This window comes from Micromonospora sp. CV4, assembly GCF_003667455.1.
GTDB lineage: Bacteria > Actinomycetota > Actinomycetes > Mycobacteriales > Micromonosporaceae > Micromonospora.
Genome location: NZ_RCVI01000256.1, coordinates 1 through 20,028 on the forward strand (window position 1 = coordinate 1; position 20,028 = coordinate 20,028).

The 20,028-nt window shown below is 72.2% G+C and carries 17 protein-coding genes and 1 pseudogene; 4 read left to right on the top strand and 14 right to left on the bottom strand.

Annotated elements, in window-relative coordinates:
• The 7 genes and pseudogenes from EAD98_RS14460 to EAD98_RS14490 form a co-directional block, all read right to left on the bottom strand.
• A pseudogene (locus EAD98_RS14460) lies at positions 1 to 561 on the bottom strand (hypothetical protein); the annotation flags it as partial.
• 95 nt (positions 562 to 656) lie between these two features.
• Positions 657 to 1,952 carry an ABC transporter ATP-binding protein gene (locus tag EAD98_RS14465; RefSeq protein ID WP_121654585.1) on the bottom strand — a complete coding sequence of 432 codons (1,296 nt, stop codon included), beginning with the start codon at positions 1,950 to 1,952 and terminating at the stop codon, positions 657 to 659.
• A 135-nt stretch (positions 1,953 to 2,087) separates the two neighbouring features.
• Entirely contained in the window at positions 2,088 to 4,298 is a 2,211-nt protein-coding gene (locus EAD98_RS14470) for a bifunctional glycosyltransferase family 2 protein/CDP-glycerol:glycerophosphate glycerophosphotransferase (RefSeq protein WP_121654573.1), read from the bottom strand.
• A gap of 15 nt (positions 4,299 to 4,313) precedes the next feature.
• A complete protein-coding gene (locus EAD98_RS14475; protein WP_233583823.1) occupies positions 4,314 to 6,329 on the bottom strand; it encodes a DUF5941 domain-containing protein in 2,016 nt (671 codons plus the stop codon).
• 41 nt (positions 6,330 to 6,370) lie between these two features.
• Positions 6,371 to 7,117, bottom strand: coding sequence for an ABC transporter ATP-binding protein (locus tag EAD98_RS14480; RefSeq protein ID WP_121654575.1), 747 nt, complete (start codon positions 7,115 to 7,117; stop codon positions 6,371 to 6,373).
• Position 7,118: 1 nt separating this feature from the next.
• Complete coding sequence (locus EAD98_RS14485; RefSeq protein WP_121654576.1) at positions 7,119 to 7,946, bottom strand: ABC transporter permease; 828 nt, start codon at positions 7,944 to 7,946, stop codon at positions 7,119 to 7,121.
• Positions 7,947 to 8,017: 71 nt separating this feature from the next.
• On the bottom strand, positions 8,018 to 9,388 hold the full coding sequence (locus EAD98_RS14490; protein WP_121654577.1) for an L-serine ammonia-lyase: 1,371 nt from the start codon (positions 9,386 to 9,388) through the stop codon (positions 8,018 to 8,020).
• A gap of 394 nt (positions 9,389 to 9,782) precedes the next feature.
• On the opposite strand from EAD98_RS14490, the gene EAD98_RS14495 reads away from it, so the two are divergent.
• A complete protein-coding gene (locus EAD98_RS14495; protein WP_121654578.1) occupies positions 9,783 to 9,992 on the top strand; it encodes a PspC domain-containing protein in 210 nt (69 codons plus the stop codon).
• A gap of 204 nt (positions 9,993 to 10,196) precedes the next feature.
• Here the strand turns inward: EAD98_RS14495 and EAD98_RS14500 are convergent, their stop codons facing one another.
• The 7 genes from EAD98_RS14500 to pdxH all read right to left on the bottom strand — a co-directional run bounded on the left by EAD98_RS14500 (position 10,197) and on the right by pdxH (position 16,285).
• Positions 10,197 to 10,985 carry a DUF4230 domain-containing protein gene (locus tag EAD98_RS14500; RefSeq protein WP_121654586.1) on the bottom strand — a complete coding sequence of 263 codons (789 nt, stop codon included), beginning with the start codon at positions 10,983 to 10,985 and terminating at the stop codon, positions 10,197 to 10,199.
• 99 nt (positions 10,986 to 11,084) lie between these two features.
• On the bottom strand, positions 11,085 to 12,248 hold the full coding sequence (locus tag EAD98_RS14505; RefSeq protein ID WP_121654579.1) for an acyl-CoA dehydrogenase family protein: 1,164 nt from the start codon (positions 12,246 to 12,248) through the stop codon (positions 11,085 to 11,087).
• Between the two features lie 44 nt (positions 12,249 to 12,292).
• Entirely contained in the window at positions 12,293 to 12,598 is a 306-nt protein-coding gene (locus EAD98_RS14510) for a type II toxin-antitoxin system VapB family antitoxin (protein ID WP_007454850.1), read from the bottom strand.
• Between the two features lie 188 nt (positions 12,599 to 12,786).
• The gene (locus EAD98_RS14515; RefSeq protein WP_121654580.1) at positions 12,787 to 13,389 is read right to left on the bottom strand and encodes a nitroreductase family protein; all 603 of its coding nucleotides are present in this window, start codon (positions 13,387 to 13,389) and stop codon (positions 12,787 to 12,789) included.
• A 23-nt stretch (positions 13,390 to 13,412) separates the two neighbouring features.
• Positions 13,413 to 14,342: an aldose 1-epimerase family protein gene (locus tag EAD98_RS14520; RefSeq protein ID WP_121654581.1), complete on the bottom strand. Its 930-nt coding sequence runs from the start codon at positions 14,340 to 14,342 to the stop codon at positions 13,413 to 13,415.
• 18 nt (positions 14,343 to 14,360) lie between these two features.
• Entirely contained in the window at positions 14,361 to 15,659 is a 1,299-nt protein-coding gene (locus EAD98_RS14525; RefSeq protein ID WP_121654582.1) for an MFS transporter, read from the bottom strand.
• Positions 15,656 to 16,285, bottom strand: coding sequence for a pyridoxamine 5'-phosphate oxidase (gene pdxH / locus EAD98_RS14530; protein ID WP_121654587.1), 630 nt, complete (start codon positions 16,283 to 16,285; stop codon positions 15,656 to 15,658). Before pdxH ends, EAD98_RS14525 begins: the two co-directional genes overlap by 4 nt.
• 280 nt (positions 16,286 to 16,565) lie before the next feature.
• Here pdxH and EAD98_RS14535 point away from each other — a divergent pair, with 280 nt between their 5' ends.
• The 3 genes from EAD98_RS14535 to sepH form a co-directional block, all read left to right on the top strand.
• Positions 16,566 to 17,672 carry a citrate synthase 2 gene (locus tag EAD98_RS14535; protein ID WP_121654583.1) on the top strand — a complete coding sequence of 369 codons (1,107 nt, stop codon included), beginning with the start codon at positions 16,566 to 16,568 and terminating at the stop codon, positions 17,670 to 17,672.
• Positions 17,673 to 17,940: 268 nt separating this feature from the next.
• Positions 17,941 to 19,068 (top strand): phosphoserine transaminase, encoded by a 1,128-nt coding sequence (gene serC, locus EAD98_RS14540; protein ID WP_121654584.1) that lies wholly within the window; start codon positions 17,941 to 17,943, stop codon positions 19,066 to 19,068.
• A 185-nt stretch (positions 19,069 to 19,253) separates the two neighbouring features.
• On the top strand, positions 19,254 to 20,028 hold a 775-nt coding region (sepH, locus tag EAD98_RS14545), incomplete at its 3' end, for a septation protein SepH (protein WP_147457388.1).

Genomic DNA, 20,028 nt, shown 5'->3' on the forward strand with positions numbered 1-20,028 from the left:
GGCGGGCACGGCGGCCGGCGCGGCCTCCGCCGGGGCCTGAGCCTGGGCCGCCTGCGGGGCGAGCAGGCCGTGATCGTTGAGCACCTGCATCCCGCCGGTCAGGAAACGCAGCCCGACGAGCGCGGACAGGGTCAGGATCGCCACGTTGAGCAGCTTGAAGAAGCCGTAGTCGGGCGCGGTGATCAGGAAGAAGAGGCTGATCGGCGCGAACGCCACGGCGAGCATCGAGGTGACCGTGATGGCCACCATCACCAGAGCCAGCGACTGGCGCACCGAGAGGCGGGCACCGAACACCAGGTTGAACAGGTAGAGCGTGGGCAGGCAGATGGCCAGCGTGACCAGGAACAGCAGCGGCAGCTTCAGCGCGGAGGTCAGCGCCATCAGCGGGCTGTGAAAGGCGCCCAGCACCGCCCCGTAGCAGGCGAGCGCGATGGCGGAGCTGGCCAGCATGCGCCCGGTCAACGCGTTCAGGTCACGCTCGGCGACGATCTGCTGCCAGATGCCCTGCCGGTCGCGGAGGATGCGCTCGATGACGAGCGGGCTGGGACGGTCACCCGACACGGGTGCACCCCTCTCGGTGGGTCTTGCACAGTGGACTGGGTGCGCAGACCGTAGGACACCGGCGGGTGCCGCCGCCACCCCGCTCCGGCGTGGTGTCAGCGCCACCCCACGTCGATGCGGCCACCGCGCTCGTCGAAGAAGTGCAGCGCGTCCATCCGGACCGCCACGGCGAGCGGGTGACCTGCGGCGACCGCCGGGTAGGGCGCCAACCGCACCGCCAGCTCCGCCGGGCGGCGGTGGTGCCGACCCGGGTCCGGAAGGACGCTCGTCCGGGTCCCACCGGCGGCGTCGTCCGCCTCCGGAGTCTTGCCGGCCAGTCGCTGCATCACCGAGCTGAACCGGCGCAGACCGCGCTGGCCCACCGGCGGATCGTCCACCCGCGCGCCCATCTCGTCGACCACGATCGCGGTCGCCCCGATGTCGAGGAACGCCAGCGACTCGTGCCCGTGGTGCTCCAGGTAACGGATCCGGCCGCGCAGCACGTCGCCGGGGCTGTCCGGGGAGACCGGGGTGAGCGCCTCGGCCCGCATGCCGACCACGATCCGCTCGCCGTGGTAGTGCGCCACCGCCCGGCTGCGGATGTCGTCCCAGGGCAGGTAGAGCGACTGCTCGCCAAGGTTGAGCGTGACGTACCGGTCCAGGTGCACGTAGACCGACGCCTCGAGGAGGTTCATCCGCGGGCTGCCCAGGAAGGCGGCCACGTAGAGCGTCGCCGGCCGGCCGTACACCTGGGTGGGGGTGCCCACGTCCTGGAGCACGCCGCGGCGCATGATCGCCACCCGGTCGGCCATGGTGAGGGCCTCCGCCTGGTCGTGGGTGACGTAGACGGTGGTGACGCCCAACTCCCGGGTGAGGCCCGAGATCTCCGCACGCAGCTCCGCGCGCAGCCCGCTGTCCAGGTTGGACAGCGGCTCGTCCATCAGGAACAGCCCCGGTCGGCGGACGATGGCCCGACCCATGGCGACGCGCTGCCGCTGACCGCCGGAGAGCTGACCAGGCTTGCGGGCGAGCACGTCGCCGATGCCCAGCGCGCTGGCCACGTCGGTGACCCGCTCACCCCGCGGCGTCGGCTCCATCCCGGCCAGGCGCAGCGGGAACGCGATGTTGTCACCCACCGTCATGTGCGGATAGAGGGCGAAGTCCTGGAAGACCATGGCGATCTTCCGGTCCCGGGGTGGCAGGTCGTTCGCGAGCTCGCCGTCGAGCAGCACCGCGCCCTGGGTCGGGTCCTCCAACCCGGCGATCATCCGCAGCACGGTGGACTTGCCGCAGCCGGACGGGCCGAGCAACACCATGAACTCGCCGTCGTTCACATCCAGGTTGATGCTGTCGACGGCCAGCGTGCCGTCCTTGAAGATCTTGGAGACATCCTTGAGCGCGACGGTGGTCACCGTCTCCTCCCCCAGCTCGTTGACCGAACTCCAGAAGACTGTGACCAGGATCATTGAATTCGCACATCGGGTGAACGTCTCATGTTCGATCGATGTCGCTGCTATTAAGCGACACAAGGTCGGCGCCGGGCGTGATCAGCAGCGCGGAGGCCTCTCGTCCGGCTCACCGAGGAACACCCGGCGTACCACCCGCTCCGCCGCGCTCCCGTCGTCCAGCGTGCAGAACCGGCCCCGGAAATGCGCACGGGCCTTGGTCGCCGCGTCCGAGCGCACCGCGTCGGTGCGGAACAGGTCGAGCAGGTCGGCGAACGTGGTGGCCACGGCGCCCGGCGGCTCCGCCGTCACGTCGAAGTAGACGCCCCGGGCCAGTCGGTACGCCTCCCAGTCCGGGGTGTAGAGCACGATCGGCCGGTCCAGCACCGCATAGTCGAACATCGCCGAGGAGTAGTCGCTGACCAGCACGTCGGCCACCAGGTAGAGGTCCTCGACCCGCTGGTGGCCGCTGACGTCGCGGACCCGGTCCCGGTCCACGGTGCGGCGGGGGCCGCGGTCCCGGTCGTGGAAGTAGTGGCTGCGCATCAGCAGCCGACCGGAGTCACCCAGCGCCTCGACGAACCGGTCCGGGTCGAACGGTGGCCGATAGCCGGGCAGATGCTCGCGGTGCGTCGGGGCGTACAGCACCACCTGCTCGTCGGGGTCGAGGCCGAACTCGGCGCGCAGCCGGCGCACCTCGTCGGGGCCGGCGTTGACCAGTCGGTCGTTGCGCGGGTAGCCGACCTCGAGGGTGGTGTACGAGGCCGGGTACGCCCGGTCCCACATCTGGGTGGAGAAGCTGTTCGCGCTGACGCTGTAGTCCCAGCGGTCCACCCGGCGCAGCAGACCGGCGAAGTCCATCGCGCCGGCGCCGATCGGGTAGCGCTGCTGGTCCAGCCCCATCACCTTGACGGGCGTGCCGTGGTGGGTCTGCACGTGCACCTGCTCCGGCCGCTTGCGGACGAAGTCCGGGAAGTTGACGTTGTTGACCAGCCAACGGGCCCGGGCCAGCGCCCGGTAGTAGGCCGGGGTGCCGGCGACCACGTACTCCGCCCCGTCCGGCACGGTGTCCACCCGGTCCCGGCGCACGATCCACACCCCACGCACCCCGGGAGCCAGCCGGCGGGCCACCTCGTAGATCGCCGCCGGATTGCAGGCGTACCCCCGGTACCAGTAGGCCGCGTACACCGCGAGCGTCGGATCCACCGGCCGGCGCAGCTCCGCCCGGTAGTACTCGCGCAGCAGTCCGTCGCGGGCCAGCCGGGCGCCGCGCCGTGCGGCCGGCCCGACCCGACGGCGGGCGGTACGGGTCTTTCGACGAGTGGTGTCGCGGGCCCGGCTCGCTGCCCGCAACGCGCTGAACGTCCGCCAGCGGCCGGTGGCGGCCAGCCGGTGTTTGATCCCCTCGACCCCGCCCGGTGCCGGGTATCCGCCGCTGGGCAGCCAGCGCGCGTAGTCGGCGGTGATCTGTGTGAAGAAGGCGGGCCGCAGTTCCGGGGCGATCCGCTGGCCGTTGCCGAGCACGGTCAGGTAGTGCCAGATCATCCGCTCGAAGACCGCCGGCCGCAGGGCGTCCACCGCCGGCCCCCACGCGTCCATGAGGTGGAAGACCCGGTGCCACTGCGGGAACACCTCGAAGTGCCGGTCACCCCTGGTCCGGGTGATCGCGCCGGCCCGGCGCTGCCGGTAGTTGACGCAGACCCGATCGAGTACGCCGATCCGCTGCGCCGCCATCAGCACCGGGTAGCTGAACGAGACATCCTCGTACCAGCCGGGCTGGAAGCGCAGCCCCAGGTCGACGAGGAACTCCCGGCGTACCAGCCGGTTCCACGCGGTGTGCAGCAGCCGCATCGCCTCCGGCCGGTCCCGCAGCCGGAAGGTTGCCGCACCGGGCGACTCCGGGAAGACCTCCGCCATCGCGCTGCGAGTGGCGCTGTCGTTCCAGTGCGTACGGACGTGGTCGACCAGCAGCACGTCCGGCCGGGTGACGCGCAACCGTTCGGCGACCTCCGGCAGGCACTCCGGCGCCAGCCAGTCGTCGCCGTCGAGGAACCAGACGTACTCCCCGACGGCCCGGTCCAGCCCGATGTTGCGGGCCGGACCGAGACCGACGTTCTCCGGCAGCCGGACCGACCGGACCCGCTGGTCGCGGGCCGCGTACTCGTCGATGATCTCCCCGCTGGAGTCCGGCGAGCAGTCGTCGACCGCGATCACCTCGAGGTCGGTCTCCGGCTGGCCGAGGATCGAGTCCAGGCACTCGCGCAGGTATCCCTGCACCCGGAAGGCCGGCACCACGAAACTGATCAGGGCCATCCGGCCGTCCCTCCGTCAGTGCGGCGCGACACCTCCCACCGGCGCGGCCGACGCCCGCGCGCTACGAGCCGGACGCACGAACCAGGCCAGGACGACGCTCACCACAAAAACCACGAGAAGGTACGTACCGAGTGTAGCCATGCCGATACTCACGATTCCGGCAATCGCGGCGAGGGCCAGCAGCACCGAACGTCCCTCCCAGCCCAGCGTGGCCGGGTGCAACGGAGGCGCTGCCTGCCGCTTCTCCAGCCGTGCGGTCAGGTCGTAGTGGTGCACGGTGAGCACGAAGACGTACCCGAAGATCAGCCACCCCGGCGCGCCGCCTACGACCCCGACCGCGATCGCGAACAGGTACTCGGCGGCCCGCAGCGCCGCGGGCACCAGCCAGTCCAGCGGGCCGTTGTGCGCGGCCCCGGCGCCCAGGCCACCGACCAGCAGCACCAGCAACGCCACCGGCACCGTCCAGCGCAGCCCGTCGGGCGCGTCGCCCAGCAACGCCGCGACCAGCAGTACCGCCGCACCGAGCGCGGCGATCACCGCCAGGGTGAGCGGCCCCATCCGGCGTACCACCGGCAGCCGGCGGGCCAGCGGGCCGTCGTCGCGGTGCAGCGTGGCATCGACCGTGTCCAGCACCGGCACCCACATCCAGCGGGCCCGCAGCGTACGCAGCGCCCCGGTGTACGCGAACGCCAGCACGCCCCACACCAGCACCGCGATCAGACTGACCAGTGGGTTGAACAGCGCCACGCTCAGCGCGATCAGCGCCCACCGCTCACCGATCGGAAAGACCACGGTCCGCTTCAGCCAGTACGACAGCGAGCCGGTGTCCGCCTGCACCCGCGTCGACGCCGCGTTGAGCCGGTCGCCGATCCCGCCGGTGGCACCCGTCGCCGACCGGGGCCGGCGAGCCGCCTCGTCGTGCAGCACCCCGTACCAGGTGTCGGTCATGTGCCGGACGGTCTGCAAGGTCATCGCGGCGATCGCCAGCGCCCAGCCGTTGCCCAGGCCGGCGTGGCTCACGCCGAAGCCCAGCCCGGCGTAGACCAGGTATTCCTTGGCCCGGTCCGCCATCGTGTCCAGCCAGCCACCCCAGGCGCTGAAGTGCCGGGTGTAGCGGGCCAACTGGCCGTCCACGCAGTCCAGCACGAACCCGAGGTAGAGCAGCACCGCGCCGCTGACCAGCGCGAGCCGACCCCCGACCCCGAACAGCACCGCGGCGGCCAGCGCGAAGAGCACCGAGATCACCGTGACCCCGGTCGGGGTGAGCCGGAGCCGGGCCGCCAACCGCACCACGTACGGCGACCAGGTGCTGACGAAGTAGGTGGAGAAGAAGTCGTCCTTCTCCTTCACCGCCAGCCGCAGCTCGGCCCGGTCCTCGTCGACCGCGGTGACCGCGGCCTCGGCGGCGGCCAGCCCGGCCGCGTCGTCGACCCGGTGCGCGACGAGCAGACGTACCCGCTGGGCGAAGATCAGGGTGCCGAGCGCGGCGAGACCCGCGACGAGCCGGTCCACGGCGGACCCGGGGCCGCCGGCCGCGGCCGGCGCGAGACGCCCGGCCGGCCCGGCGTCGGTGGGCCCGAACGGGGCGACCTCCCCGGCCGGGCCGAGGGGGGTGGCGATCGGCAGTACGCCGACCGCGGCGGCCCGGGCGGCGGCGGCCAGCGTCGGCAGGTCACTCACGCCGACCCGCAGCGCGCCGCCGAACACCCCGGTGGCGTCGCCGTCCAGGGCGTCCACCGCGCCGGCGTCGACCACCTGGCCGCGTTCCTCCCGCACGGCGGTCCGCCCGGGCACCGGCGGGTCGGTGAGCACCAGCGCCACCGTCGGTCCCACCGGGCTGGTGGCCAGGTGCCGCAGCACGGCGGTGTGCGCGACCAGGTCGGTGCCGGTGACCAGCAGCGGGCCGGTGGCGGTGTCCGCCAGCGCGGCCAGCTCGTCCAGGCCGGCGACGAACCGCACCTCGTCCGCCCCGGCCTTCTGCAGCTGGGCGGCGAGCCGGTCGGCCAGCGGCTCGCCGGTCGCGGTGGTCAGGCCCGCCGCGGGCGTCCCGGCGGCGAGCACGATCGCGAGCGTCACCGCGGGACCGCGGCGTGGTACGCGTCGAGCGCCTCGGCGATGGTGCCGTCGAGCATCAACCGGCCCGCGTCGAGGTACATCCCCCGACGGCAGAACCGGGTCAGGTCCTTTTCGTTGTGTGACACCAGCACCAAGGTGCGCCCCTCCCCGAGCAGACGATCAATCGTCGCGTAACACTTCTTGCGGAACTCCGCGTCCCCGACCGCGGTCACCTCGTCCATCAGCAGGATCGGGTGCGGCAGGTGCGAGATGATCGCGAAGCCGAGCCGCACCTTCATCCCCGACGAGTAGTGCCGCACCGACGTGTCGATGGCCCGTTCCACCTGCTCACCGGCGAACTCGACGATCTCGTCGAAGTGCCGCTTCAGATAGCCCGTCGACAGCCCGTGCAGCCCACCGACCAGGTGCAGGTTCTCCCGCCCGGTCAGGTCGTTGGAGAAACCGGCGGAGAGCTCCAGCAGCGGGGCCACCGCCCCGTGCACCCGGATGCTGCCCTCGTCCGGAATGAGCACTCCGGCGATCAACCGCAGCAGGGTGCTCTTGCCGGTGCCGTTCCGGCCGATCACCCCGACCGTCTCGCCCGGCTCGACGGTGAACGACACGTCGCGCAACGGCCAGAACTGGCCGGGCAGGGCACCCCGCCCGCCCCGGTGGATGAACAGCTCCCGCAGCCGCAGTTGCCGGCGGCGGTTGCGGACGAACCGGATGCCCAGGCCGTCCGCCTCGATGATCGGCGCGGCCATGTCAGAGTTCCTTGAGCACGGCGGGTTCCAACCGGCGGAACGACCACCAGCCGGCGGCCAGCACCAGCACGCTGCCCACGACCGTGGTCACGAGGAGCCGGACGCCCGGGAACTCGTCCGGGTACCAGATCGCGTGGTGCAGTTGGAAGATCCCGACCAGCGGGTTCAGCTCGTACGCCACCTTCAGCCAGCCCGGCAGCCCGGATTCCTGGACCAGGCTGAGCGGGTAGATGATCGGAGTGGCGTAGAAGAGCACCCGGATGATCAGCCGCATGAACCGCTCCACGTCACGCATCAGCACGTTCCACGCGGACAGCAGGAGGGCCAGGCCGGTCAGCAGCACCGCCTGGACGGCGACCGCGAGCGGCAGGGAGAGCAGCGACCAGCCGGGATGGATCCGGCCGTGCGCCGCGTAGATCACCGCGATGGCGATCAGGATCGGCAGACCGGCCGCGTACTCGGCGAACCGGCCGGTGACCCGGCCGATCGGGAAGACCTGACGCGGCACGTTCATCGTGGTGATCAGCCGGGACTGGCCGGTCAGCGCGTTGGTCGCCTCACTCAGCGCCGAACTGGTCCACATCCAGGCGAAGATCCCCGTGATCAGGAACAGCGGATACGACCCGGCCGCCTCGCCGAGGTGCCGCCCGGTGTCCCGCGAGTAGAGCACGCCGAAGACGAACCAGTAGATGGCGCCCATGCCGAGCGGCTCGATCAACGACCACAGGTAACCCAGCACCGACTGCTGGTACTTGACCGCCAGGTCCCGTCTGACCAGGATGCGCAGCGAGTTGCGGTGCGACCACAACGCCGCGACGCCAGAGGTCACCGCTGCCTCCCGCCTCCTGAAACGGACGACAGGTTAGCAGTCGGTGAACGAATGCCCCGAATCGGCCGGACTCAGCACTCGATCACGTTGACGGCCAGACCGCCCCGCGCCGTCTCCTTGTACTTGACCTTCATGTCGGCGCCCGTCTCCCGCATCGTCTTGATGACCTTGTCCAGCGACACCTTGTGCACACCGTCGCCGCGCAGCGCCAGCCGGGAGGCCGTGATCGCCTTGATGCTAGCCACCGCGTTCCGCTCGATGCAGGGGATCTGCACCAGGCCACCCACCGGGTCGCAGGTCAACCCGAGGTTGTGCTCCATTCCGATCTCGGCGGCGTTCTCCACCTGCTCCGGGGTGCCGCCGAGCGCCTCGGCGAGCCCCGCCGCGGCCATCGAACAGGCCGAACCCACCTCACCCTGGCAGCCCACCTCCGCGCCGGAGATCGAGGCGTTCTCCTTGAACAGCACGCCGATCGCGCCGGCCGCCAGCAGGAACCGCACCACGCCGTCGTCATCGGCGTTCTCGATGAACCGGGTGTAGTAGTGCAGCACCGCCGGGATGATCCCCGCCGCGCCGTTGGTCGGCGCGGTGACCACCCGGCCGCCGGCCGCGTTCTCCTCGTTCACCGCCAGGGCGAACAGCGTCACCCAGTCCATCGCGCGCAGCGGATCGGTGGTCGCCGTGTCCGCCTCCAGGCTGCGCCGCAGCTCCGCCGCGCGCCGCCGGACCTTCAACCCACCCGGGAGTACGCCGTCCCGCTCACAGCCGCGCTCCACGCACTCCCGCATCACCCGCCAGATCTCCAGCAGGCCGGCCCGGATCTCCGCCTCACTGCGCCAGGAGAGCTCGTTGGCCAGCATCACCTCGCTGATCGAGAGGCCGGTGGCGGTGGTCACCTCCAGCAGCTGCGCACCGGTCAGGAAGGGGTACCGGACGCGTGTGCTGTCCGGCTTGATCCGGTCCGCGCCGGCCGCCGCCTCGTCCACCACGAAGCCGCCACCAACCGAGTAGTAGGTGCGGGTGCGCACCTCAGCCCCGGTCCGGTCGTACGCCGCGAAGGTCATCCCGTTCGGGTGGTACGGCAGCGACCGACGGCGGTGCAGCGTCAGGTCCCGGTCGGGATCGAAGTCGATCTCGTGCGCGTCCAGCAGGCTGATCCGCCGCTCCGCCCGGATCCGCTCGACCCGGGGGCCGACGGTGTCCGTGTCGACCGTCTCCGGCGCCTCGCCGGCCAGCCCGAGCAGCACCGCCCGGTCGCTGCCGTGGCCGTGCCCGGTGGCGCCGAGCGAGCCGAACAGTTCGGCCTGCACCCGCGCGGTGTCGGCGAGCAGCCCGTCGGCCTTGAGCCCGGCCACGAAGGTACGCGCGGCCCGCATCGGGCCCACCGTGTGCGAGCTGGACGGCCCGATGCCGACACTGAAGAGGTCGAAAACACTGATCATGGCTGCGCTTCCTCGCCGTCGTCCCGTGGTGCGGGATCCGGCCCGGTCGTGGCCACCTGATCCGGCGGCCCCGCTCGTGGCCGCCCGGTCGGGTGGCCGCCGGTCACCCGGGGTGTGGGTGCCCGACCAGCCAGCCTACCCGTCCAGTTCAGGCCCTACCCGGCCACCGGGACGTGGACACCTCCCCGCCACCTCCGCGCCACCTGCCCCGCCGCGCTCCCACGCTGGCGTCCGCGTCGGCGTGCTTTCCAGGAGGCGTCGGAGTGGGGCCGCACGGGTAAGTACCTACGGGTCCACGGGTTGTCGATCCTCCTCTGGACCGAGGGAGAGGTGGCCGTCCCTTTCTACCGTGGATTGCAGACGCGGCGTACCGCCGCAGAGTGGGAGTACGACGATGAGTCGCAAACTGGTTCGGCCCCGCCAGGGGCGCATGATCGCCGGTGTCTGCGCCGGCCTCGGTCAGCGGTTCGGCATGTCCGCCGGGATGGTCCGGCTGCTGTTCCTGCTGTCGCTGCTGCTGCCCGGCACCCAGGTGATCGTCTACCTGGTCCTCTGGCTCCTCATGCCGAACGAGGACCGCTACCTCGCCTCCACCGCGCACTGACCCTTCCCCTGCGGGAAACCGCGCGGCGTGCGGCAGCAACGTCAGCGATTCTGCTGCCGCGCGCCCGCCGGAGGCACCAACATCCCTGAAGGTGCGCGGATCTTGCGCGGGAACGGAGCGCAAGGCGGTGCGGCGGGTTTCAGACGGAAGCGCCCGCCTCGACGGTTGTCGGGGCGGGCGCTTCGGCGTGCGGGGGTACGCGGGTCAGGGAGCCGTGTAGGTGACGGTGACCTGCGTGTAGCCGAGGGAGCGCAGCAGCCCCTCCAGCATCTTGCGGGTGTTCTCCTCGGCCCGGGCGGAGAGCCCGCTGTCCCGGGCGGCGGCGGTGATCCGTTCCTCGGCGAGCTGGTAGACCTGCTGCTGCCGGTTGGGATCGTTGCCGACCAGGTCACCGAGCCGGTTGAGCAGACCGCGCTGCTCGGCGAAGACGTAGCTCTTCTCCAGGTCGAGGTTGGTCTGGCCGAGCTGCGGCGCGGGCAGCTTGATCTCGACCGAGGTGCCGTCGGCGGACTCGACGACGGCGCCCTCACCGATCTTGCCGAAGTCGACGTACGCCTCGACGCTGCCCGCCCCGACGAACAGGGTGCGTTCGTTGAGCAGGAAGTCCGGAACGTTGCGCCGGTCGTTCTGGGTGTCGACCACGACCTGGAAGTTGCCCTCGGCGGCCACGTAGCGGCTGAGGTCCTGAATCGACTTCAGCAGCGGCGGCTGGCTGCGGTCGGTCTGCTCCTTGGCGAAGGGGTTGCGGAAGTCCGGCAGGATGCCGGTCGCCTGCACGCCGAGCAGCACCACCACGGCCAGCGCGGCGGCCCCGAGCAGCACGAGCAGGCCACGGGCCGGCCCACCGGCGCCACCGGTCGTCGGGCCGCCCGAGCCGCCCGGCGTGTCCGCCGTCGGCTCGGGTGTGGCTGCCGACCGCTCCTTGAGATCGTCGCCGGTCGGATAACCGGGGAACTCCCTCGTGGGCTCGTTGATGCCAGCGTCGCGGACCATCACGCTCACCGTCCTCGTCAGACACGTCGTCTGTCATTGACGGTACGGCCCCCGTACGACAGCCGCGCGTCGAGCGGCCGGAAAGCGTAAACGGGCAGGTCAGGCGAAGGCGGAGAGGCCGGTGAGCCGCTGTCCGACGACGAGCTGGTGGATCTCCGAGGTGCCCTCGTACGTCAGCACGCTCTCCAGGTTGTTCGCGTGCCGCATCACCGGGTACTCCCCGGAGACGCCGTTGGCGCCGAGGATGGTGCGGCACTGCCGGGCGATGGCCAGGGCCTCCCGCACGTTGTTCAACTTGCCCACGCTGACCTGCTCGGGTCGCAGCCGGCCGGCGTCGGCGAGGCGGCCCAGGTGCAGCGCGAGCAGTTGGCCCTTCACCAGCTCGACGGCCATGTCGGCGAGCTTCGCCTGGGTGAGCTGGAAACCGGCCAGCGGGCGGCCGAACTGGGTGCGGGTGGTGGCGTACGTCAACGCGGTCTCCAGGCAGTCCCGGGCGGCGCCGACCGAGCCCCAGACGATGCCGTACCGCGCTTCGGTGAGGCAGCTCAGCGGGGCCTTGAGCCCGACCGCCTCGGGCAGTTGGGCGTCCGCCGGAAGCCGGACGTCGTCCAGCACGATCTCGCCGGTCACCGACGCGCGCAGCGACATCTTGCGGCGGATCTCGCGGGCCGTGACACCGGGCGTGTCCATGGGTACGACGAAACCCCGCACGCCCTCGTCGGTGCGCGCCCAGATCACCGCCACATCGGCGATCGGCGCGTTGGTGATCCACATCTTGCCGCCGGTGAGGACCCAGTCGTCGCCGCTACGGCGGGCCCGGGTGGCCATCGACGCCGGGTCGGAGCCGTGGTCCGGCTCGGTCAGGCCGAAGCAGCCGATCGCCTCGCCGGTCGCCATCGACGGCAGCCAGCGCTGCTTCTGCTCCTCGCTGCCGTAGCGCCAGATGGCGTACATGGCCAGGGAGCCCTGCACGGAGACCAGTGAGCGGACGCCGGAGTCGCCGGCCTCCAACTCCTGGCAGGCCAGCCCGTACGCGACCGCGGAGGCGCCGGCACAGCCGTACCCGGTCAGGTGCATGCCGAGCAGCCCGAGCTTGCCGAACTCCCGGGCCAGCTCGCGGGCCGGCACCCGGCCCTCCTCGTACCAGTCGGCGACGTGCGGGCGTACCCGGTCGTCGATGAGCTGGCGTACGACGTCGCGGATCTGCCGCTCCTCCTCGGTGAGCGACGGGTCCAGGTCGAGCAGGTCCAGCGGAGCGGTCATGCACGCCACCCTAACGAAGGCTCAGCGCGCGAAAGAAGGGCTCGTCACTCGATCGGTTCGGAGAGCACCAGCACCCGGGCGTGGATCTGGTTGCGCTGCTGCAGGGCGGCGCGCAGGGCCCGGTGCAGGCCGTCCTCCAGGTAGAGACCGCCGTTCCACTGCACCACGTGCGGGAAGAGGTCGCCGTAGAAGGTGGAATCCTCGGCGAGCAGCTTGTCGAGCGCCAGCTCACGCTTGGTGGTGATCAACTGGTCCAGGCGCAGGGGTCGCGGCGGGATCTCCGCCCACTGCTTGAGCGTCAGATTGTGCTCCGGATAGGGACGCCCGTCCCGGACCGCTCTGAAGATCACGACGGCACGCTCCCCTCCCCGTGGCCGAGCCGACCGGCGGCGCCGAGCCGGGTCGCGGCGGGCACCGCGCGGCGCGGTACCGATGACGCGTGCCAGCCTAGCCGCCCAGCGCACACCACGTTCTGCTCCCTGATGTCAGTTTCGCTACCGCGCGTCCGATCCCCAACCGGACGAACGGGACGGCGCACTCAACTCCACCGGCCGCGCCGCACCACCTCGTCCACCGGACGACGGCCTCGGCGCAGCGACGGTGACCTATGGTCGGGTGCGCGGTAACCGATTGTGATGGCACCGACGGGTCGGTGGTCGGTCGGCACGCCGAACGCGTCCCGGTAAGCGGCCAGCCGCTGGGGCGGGATGCCGAAGAAACACGCCCCCAGCCCCTCGTCCACCGCGGTGAGCAACATCAGCAGCGCGGCGAACCCGGTGTCCACGTACCAGTAGGGCACCGGCCAGCGATCGGTGGACCGGTCCGTCCAGCCCTTGTCCGGCTCCGCGTACCGCTGGAGGTAGGCCGACTCGTTGGCGTGCGGCACCACGATCAGCGGTGCCCGGCGCATCCCGGCCAGCCACCGCTCCCGCCCGCCGCCGTCCGGGGTGGTGGCGGCCCAGAACCGCTCGCGGTCGGCCGCCTCCTCCAGCACGAGGAAGCCCCAGCCCTGCGCGAACCCGGCCGACGGGGCGCGTACCGCGTGGTCGAGCAGCCGGTCCACCACGTCGGGCGGGACCGGGCGGTCCGGGTCGTAGTTGCGCACCATCCGTCGACGCCGGACGACCTCGGCGAACTCCATCCCGCTCTCCCCGCCGGCCCGGCTCAGGCCCCGGGGCGGATGCCCCAGGCGCCCCGCCAGGTCGTGCCCGGCTTGAGCGTGAGCACGTCCTTGCCCGAGCGGAACGCGTCCGGCGGGCAGGTCATCGGCTCGATGGCCACCGAGCGGCGATGCCGTTCGCCGGTGAGCGCGTCCCCGGTGAACACCTGCCACCAACCGAACTCCTGGTCCGCCCAGATGCGCACACCGGACGTGCCGTCCGGCGTGGCCAGGCTCACCGACGAGCCGCCGTCGGCGTCGGCGATCACCTGGCCGAAGCAGAGGTCCAGCTGGGCGCGGCCGATGCGGCGCGGGCTGGTCCAGTCGTACTCGGTGCCCGCCACCGGGGTCGCGCCGACCGGCAGCAGCCGCCCGTCCACCAGCAGCCGGGTACGCGTCGGCAGCCGCATGACCAGGTCGTCCACCGCGACGCCCGGCAGTTGCAGGTACGGGTGCACGGAGAAGCCGAACGGCGCCGCCGCACCGCCGGTGTTGGTCACCTCGTGCTCGGCGCGCAGCCCGCCCGGGCCGACGCTCCACCGGCTGCGCAGCCGCAGCGGCCACGGGTAGCCGGGCTGCGGCGGCAGGTCGTAGCCGACCGTCACCGCGTCCGCCGACTGCTCCAGCAACTGCCACGGCACCCAGTTGACCAGCCCGTGGATGGCCACGTGCCGCTCCGGCTCGGTCAGCGGGAGCTGGTGCGTCCGGTCCCCGAACGCGTAGCGGCCGTCGCGGATCCGGTTCGGCCACGGCGCCAGCACCTGTCCGGCGCAGCCGGGGCACACCTCGTCGGCCCGGTACCCGTCGAGCAGGTCGACACCGTCGTGCCGGTACGTCCGCAGCCCGCCGCCCACCTCCACGATGACGGCCTCGTGGCCGGCGGCGGAGATGGTCCACTGGGCGCCGGAGAAGGGGCGCTGGTCGGGGCTGTCCATGTCGGCGACCCTAACCGGTCAGCTCCGGTCACCGCTCGACGCCGCCGCCCGGTAGCGCAGCAGCGCCGGGAAGGCGGCCGCGAGCACCACGACGAGGACCGCCGAGGCGATTCCGCCGGCCACCCACGCCACCCCGCCACCGAATCCGGCGGCCATGGTGCCGGCCCGCAGGTCGCCCAACCGCGGGCCGCCGGCCACCACGACGGTGTTCACCCCCTGCAACCGGCCGCGCATCCGATCCGGCGCGTAGATCAGCAGCATCGACTGGCGCAGCACCGAGCTGACCAGGTCGGCGGCACCGGCCACGGCCAGCAGGGCGATCATCAGCCAGAGCTGACGGGCCAGGCCGGCCGCCGCGATCGCCACCCCCCAGCCGACCACCGCCAGCACCAGCCCGAGCCCCTGCCGGCGAAGTCGGCCGATCCAGCCGGAGGTGAGCCCGCCGATCATCGAGCCGATCGCGATGGCGCTGTAGAGCCAGCCGACCGCGGCGGGATTGCCGAACCGCTCGGTGGCGATCTCCGGGAAGAGCGCCCGGGGCATGGCCAGGATCATCGCGATCAGGTCCACCCCGAACGAGAGCAGCAGCACCGGCGTGGTGGCCAGGTAGCGGAACCCGTCGATGACGCTGCTCAGGCCGGCCCGACGCGGGCCGTTCTCGGTCTCCGGGTCCGGTTCGGGCGGCATCGCCGGCAACCGCCAGGTCGCCCAGAACGAGGCGCCGAACAGCACCGCGTCCACCGCGTACGCGATCGGCAGTCCCACGTCGGTGCGCCAGATCGCGAAGATCAGCCCGGCGGCGAGCGGTCCGAAGACCGAGGTGGCGGTGAAGGTGGTGAAGTTCAACGTGCTCGCGGCCGGCACCAGCTCGTCCGGGACCAACCGGGGCAGGATCGCGCTGCGGGTCGGCGAGGTGATCGCGAAGGCGGTCGACTGCAACGCCACGAGCAGCAGCAGGAGCAGCGGGCTACCGAGCCCGAGCAGGGCGTGCGCCAGCAGCGCCACCGTCGACGCCCAGAGCAGCACCCCGCCGCCGAGCAGCACCCGACGCCGGTCCCGGGCATCGGCGACCGCACCGCCCCACAGGCCGAACACCAGCAGCGGCAGGAAGCCCGCCACACCGAGCAGGCCGACCCAGAACGATCCCTTGGTCAGCCCGAACATCTCCACCGGAACGGCCACCGCGGTGAACTGGAAGCCGAACATCGCCACGCTGTTGCCGAACCACACCCTCCGGTACGCCGGCACGCGAAGCGGACGCAGATCGATCGCCCAGCGGCGCGCTCCACGCGGCCGGGCCTCCTGCACACCCGTCACGGCGCCAGCCGCTCGACGGTCCAGCCGCCCTCGTCGAGCAGACGGAAGCGCAGCCGGTCGTGCAACCGCCCGGCCCGGCCCTGCCAGAACTCCACCGTGTCGGGCCGGACCCGCAGCCCGCCCCAGTGCGGCGGAACCGGGATCACGGACTCGCCGTCGAACCGCTCGGCCGCCGCCCGGTAGCTCTCCTCCAGCGCCGCCCGGTCCGGCACGACCTGCGACTGCGGGCTGGCCCAGGCGCCCAGCTGGGAGCCGCGCGGGCGGCTGGCGAAGTACGCCTCGGCCACCGCCCGGTCGACCGGGGCGATCCGCCCGGCGACCACCACCTGACGCTGCATCGGGAACCACGGGAAGACCAGGCTGGCGTACGGGTTCGCGGACGCCTCGACGCCCTTGCGCGAGAGGTGGTTGGTGAAGAAGACGAAGCCGTCCGGGTCGTACCCCTTCAGCAGCACCGTCCGCCCGCTCGGCCGGCCGGCGGCGTCGGCGGTGCCCACCACCATCGCGTTGGGTTCGGGTAGCCCGAAGGCCACCGCGTCGCCGAACCAGCGGTCGAACTGGCTGTGCCAGTCAGCGGCCAGGTCAGCCTCGGTCAGGCCCAGGTCCGCGGCGTACTCGTTACGCATCGCGGCCGGGGCCGGTGTGTCGCCCGTCACGTTCGCACTCCTTCTCGGCGGCCCCGACGGCGCCCTCCCGCGCTGGCCAGACCGCAGCGCCCAGTCTTGCCGAGCGGCGCGGAGAATGCGCGTCCGGGGATGTCGTGTGCAGCACAGTCGCAGCGGGTCGCGTATCCGGTTACTCAGCAGGCAAGATGTTCCGAACACATCCCTGAGGGTCGCCTAAGGCGCTCGGCCGACCGGGCCGGATGAGCTGATCGGGCGCACCGAGCAGATCCAGGAGAGCGACATGGCCGATTTCAAACCCGGACTGGAGGGCGTTGTCGCCTTCGAGACCGAGATCGCCGAACCTGACCGTGAGGGTGGCGCGCTGCGCTATCGCGGGGTCGACATCGAGGATCTGATCGGCCAGGTCTCGTTCGGCAATGTGTGGGCCCTGCTGGTCGACGGCCGGTTCGGGCCGGGCCTGCCGCCGGCGGAGCCGTTCCCGGTGCCGGTGCACTCCGGCGACATCCGGGTGGACGTGCAGTCCGCGGTCGCCATGCTGGCCCCGTACTGGGGGCTGAACCAGCTGCTGGACATCTCGGACGAGCAGGCCCGCGAGGACCTCGCCCGGGTCTCGGTGACCGCGCTCTCCTTCGTCGCCCAGTCCGCCCGGGGCCTCGGCCTGCCGGCGGTGCCGCAGAAGGAGATCGACAAGGCGCAGACCATCGTCGAGCGGTTCATGAAGCGCTGGCGGGGCGAGCCCGACCCGCGGCACGTCAAGGCCGTCGACGCGTACTTCATCTCGGCCGCCGAGCACGGCCTGAACGCCTCCACCTTCACCGCCCGCATCGTCGCCTCCACCGGGGCGGACGCGGCGGCCTGCATCTCCTCCGGCATCGGCGCCCTCTCCGGCCCGCTGCACGGCGGCGCGCCGTCCCGGGTGCTCAGCATGCTGGAGGCGGTGGAGCGCAGCGGGGACGCCGAGGGCTACGTCAAGGGCGTGCTGGACCGCGGCGAGCGGCTGATGGGCTTCGGCCACCGGGTCTACCGGGCGGAGGACCCGCGCGCCCGTGTGCTCCGGCGTACCGCCAAGGAGCTGGGCGCCCCGCGCTTCGAGATCGCCGAGGCGCTGGAGAAGGCGGCGCTGGCCGAGTTGCAGGCCCGCCGCCCGGACCGGGTGCTGGCGACCAACGTCGAGTTCTGGTCGGCCGTCGTGCTGGACTTCGCCGAGGTGCCGGCGCACATGTTCACCTCGATGTTCACCTGCGCCCGGATGGGCGGCTGGAGCGCGCACATCCTGGAGCAGAAGCGCCTGCAGCGACTGGTCCGCCCGTCCGCCCGCTACGTCGGCCCGGCCAGCCGCAAGCCCAGCGACGTCGAGGGCTGGGGCGCCATCCCGCACGGCGTCTGAGCTGTACGAAAGGGCCCCTTCCCAACGCCTCCCGCGTTGGAAGGGGCCCTTTTGACTACGCCCCGACCGGCGAGGCCGGGTGTGGCGAAGGACTCAGGTCGGCCCTCGGGACCCCGACTTCCACCGCCCGGCCCGGGTGCGAGGATGGGGGTCGGCAGTGTCGCCGGATCGCCGGTACGGATCCCGGCCCGCCGTGCGCCCGCGTACGCGCCCGCCGCCGGTCCGCACCGGGCCCCGCCCTCGCCCATGCGGAAGGACCTTCAACACCGTGGCTGACGCACCGCTCATCCGGATTCCCGACGAGATCAAGCCCGCCGACGGACGCTTCGGCTGCGGCCCGTCCAAGGTCCGTCCGGCGGCCGTGTCCGCACTTGCCGAGGTGGCCACCAGCTACCTGGGCACCTCGCACCGGCAGAAGACGGTCCGCGACCAGGTGGCCCGGCTGCGTACCGGTATCGCCGAGTTCTTCTCCCTGCCCGAGGGCTACGAGGTGGTGATCGGCAACGGCGGCACCACCGCGTTCTGGGAGGTCGCCACCTTCGGCCTCATCCGGGATCGGGCGCAGTTCGCCAGCTTCGGTGAGTTCGGCGCCAAGTTCGCCAAGTCGGTCAAGGACGCCCCGTTCCTGGGCGAGCCGACCATCCGCAAGGCCGACGCGGGCAGCGCGCCGACGCTGGTCGCCGAGGGCGGCGTGGACGTCTACGCGACGCCGCAGAACGAGACCTCGACCGGCGTGGCCGTGCCGATCAGCCGGGTCGCCGGGGCGGACGAGGGCGCGCTCCTGCTGGTCGACGCCACGTCCGGCGCCGGCGGCCTGGAGGTCAACGTCGGCGAGACCGACGTCTACTACTTCGCGCCGCAGAAGTGCTTCGGCTCCGACGGCGGGCTCTGGCTGGCCCTGATGTCGCCGGCCGCGCTGGACCGGGCCGCCGAGATCAAGGCCTCGGGGCGGTACATCCCGGCCTTCCTCGACCTGGTCACGGCGATCGACAACTCGCGGTTGCAGCAGACCTACAACACCCCGGCGCTGGCCACCATCTTCCTGGCCGCCGAGCAGACCGACTGGATGAACGCGCAGGGCGGGCTGGCCTGGGCCGCGAAGCGCACCGCGGAGAGCGCCGCGACGGTGTACGGGTGGGCGGAACGGTCCACCGTGGCCACCCCGTTCGTCAGCGACCCCGTGCTGCGGTCCAACGTGGTCGCCACCATCGACCTCGTCGACGAGGTGGACGCCACCGCCGTCGCCAAGGCGCTGCGCGCCAACGGCATCGTGGACACCGAGCCGTACCGCAAGCTCGGGCGCAACCAACTGCGGGTGGCGCTGTTCCCGGCCATCGAGCCGGCCGACGTCGAGGCGTTGACCGCGTCCATCGACTACGTGGTCGAGCGCCTCTGAGAATCGTCACGGTCGGTGTCCGTCGGGGCCCCGGCGGACACCGACCGTGATCATCGTTGCAGCTCAGTCGCGACATGCGGGGTGTCGCTTCCCCCACCCCGAGGCAGATGCGCGTACGGTGGTCCGAGACGCCTGGGTGGCCGACTCGTGGCGTGCGGCCAGCGAAGCGGGACGGAGGCAACGCTATGCGCCCAGTACGCTTCGTCGCCCTCTCCGAGGACGGCCATGCTCTGGTTCTCGCCGACGAGGTCGGGCGGCTGCTCGCCCTGCCGATCGACGAGCGGATCGCCGGCGCGCTGCACGCCGAGCCGGGTGCTCCGCCGCTCGCGGTGGCGCCGACCGCCGCCGACCCGGTCCCCTCACTGTCCCCCCGGGACATCCAGGCCCGCATCCGTTCCGGTGAGTCCGCCGAGGACGTCGCCCGGATCGCCGGGGTGCCGGTCGACCGGGTCCTGCGCTACGCCGGCCCGGTGCTCCAGGAGCGGGCGATGCTCGCCCAGCACGCCCGCCGCACCCGGCTCAAGGGCGCGGAGAAGCCGACCCCGCTGGCCGAGGTGGTCAACGGCCGGCTGAGCCAGCACGGCATCGACACCGAGAAGATCTCCTGGGACGCGTACCGCCGCGACGACGGCACCTGGCGGATCATCGCCACCTGGCCGTCCGGCAAGGCCACCGCGCAGGCGATCTGGGATCTCGACAAGACCCGGCAGGCGGTCACCCCGCACGACGACATGGCGCAGTACCTGTGCGCCGAGCGGCCCACGCCCATCCTCGGCCAGGAGCCGGCGCCGGAGCGGGGCGGGCACGCTCTGCCCGGTCCGTCGCGCGGCGAGCCGAGTCGCGGTGGGCACGGGTTGCCGGCGGCGTCGGAGCACCCGCGTCCCGGGCGCGACCCGATCCGGGCCGGGCGGGACGCCCTGCTCGCCTCGCTGGACCGCCCGCTCGGCGCCTCGTCGGGCC

Excerpts from the sequence above, each read along its gene's own strand:
- EAD98_RS14505 (WP_121654579.1), bottom strand. The coding sequence starts at position 12,248 with ATGACCGCTCCGCTGGACCTGCTCGACCTGGACCCGTCGCTCACCGAG.
- EAD98_RS14520 (WP_121654581.1), bottom strand. The coding sequence starts at position 14,342 with ATGGACAGCCCCGACCAGCGCCCCTTCTCCGGCGCCCAGTGGACCATC.
- EAD98_RS14470 (WP_121654573.1), bottom strand. The coding sequence starts at position 4,298 with ATGGCCCTGATCAGTTTCGTGGTGCCGGCCTTCCGGGTGCAGGGATAC.
- EAD98_RS14495 (WP_121654578.1), top strand. The coding sequence starts at position 9,783 with ATGAGTCGCAAACTGGTTCGGCCCCGCCAGGGGCGCATGATCGCCGGT.
- EAD98_RS14500 (WP_121654586.1), bottom strand. The coding sequence starts at position 10,985 with ATGGTCCGCGACGCTGGCATCAACGAGCCCACGAGGGAGTTCCCCGGT.
- EAD98_RS14535 (WP_121654583.1), top strand. The coding sequence starts at position 16,566 with ATGGCCGATTTCAAACCCGGACTGGAGGGCGTTGTCGCCTTCGAGACC.
- pdxH (WP_121654587.1), bottom strand. The coding sequence starts at position 16,285 with ATGCGTAACGAGTACGCCGCGGACCTGGGCCTGACCGAGGCTGACCTG.
- EAD98_RS14480 (WP_121654575.1), bottom strand. The coding sequence starts at position 7,117 with ATGGCCGCGCCGATCATCGAGGCGGACGGCCTGGGCATCCGGTTCGTC.
- EAD98_RS14515 (WP_121654580.1), bottom strand. The coding sequence starts at position 13,389 with ATGGAGTTCGCCGAGGTCGTCCGGCGTCGACGGATGGTGCGCAACTAC.
- EAD98_RS14490 (WP_121654577.1), bottom strand. The coding sequence starts at position 9,388 with ATGATCAGTGTTTTCGACCTCTTCAGTGTCGGCATCGGGCCGTCCAGC.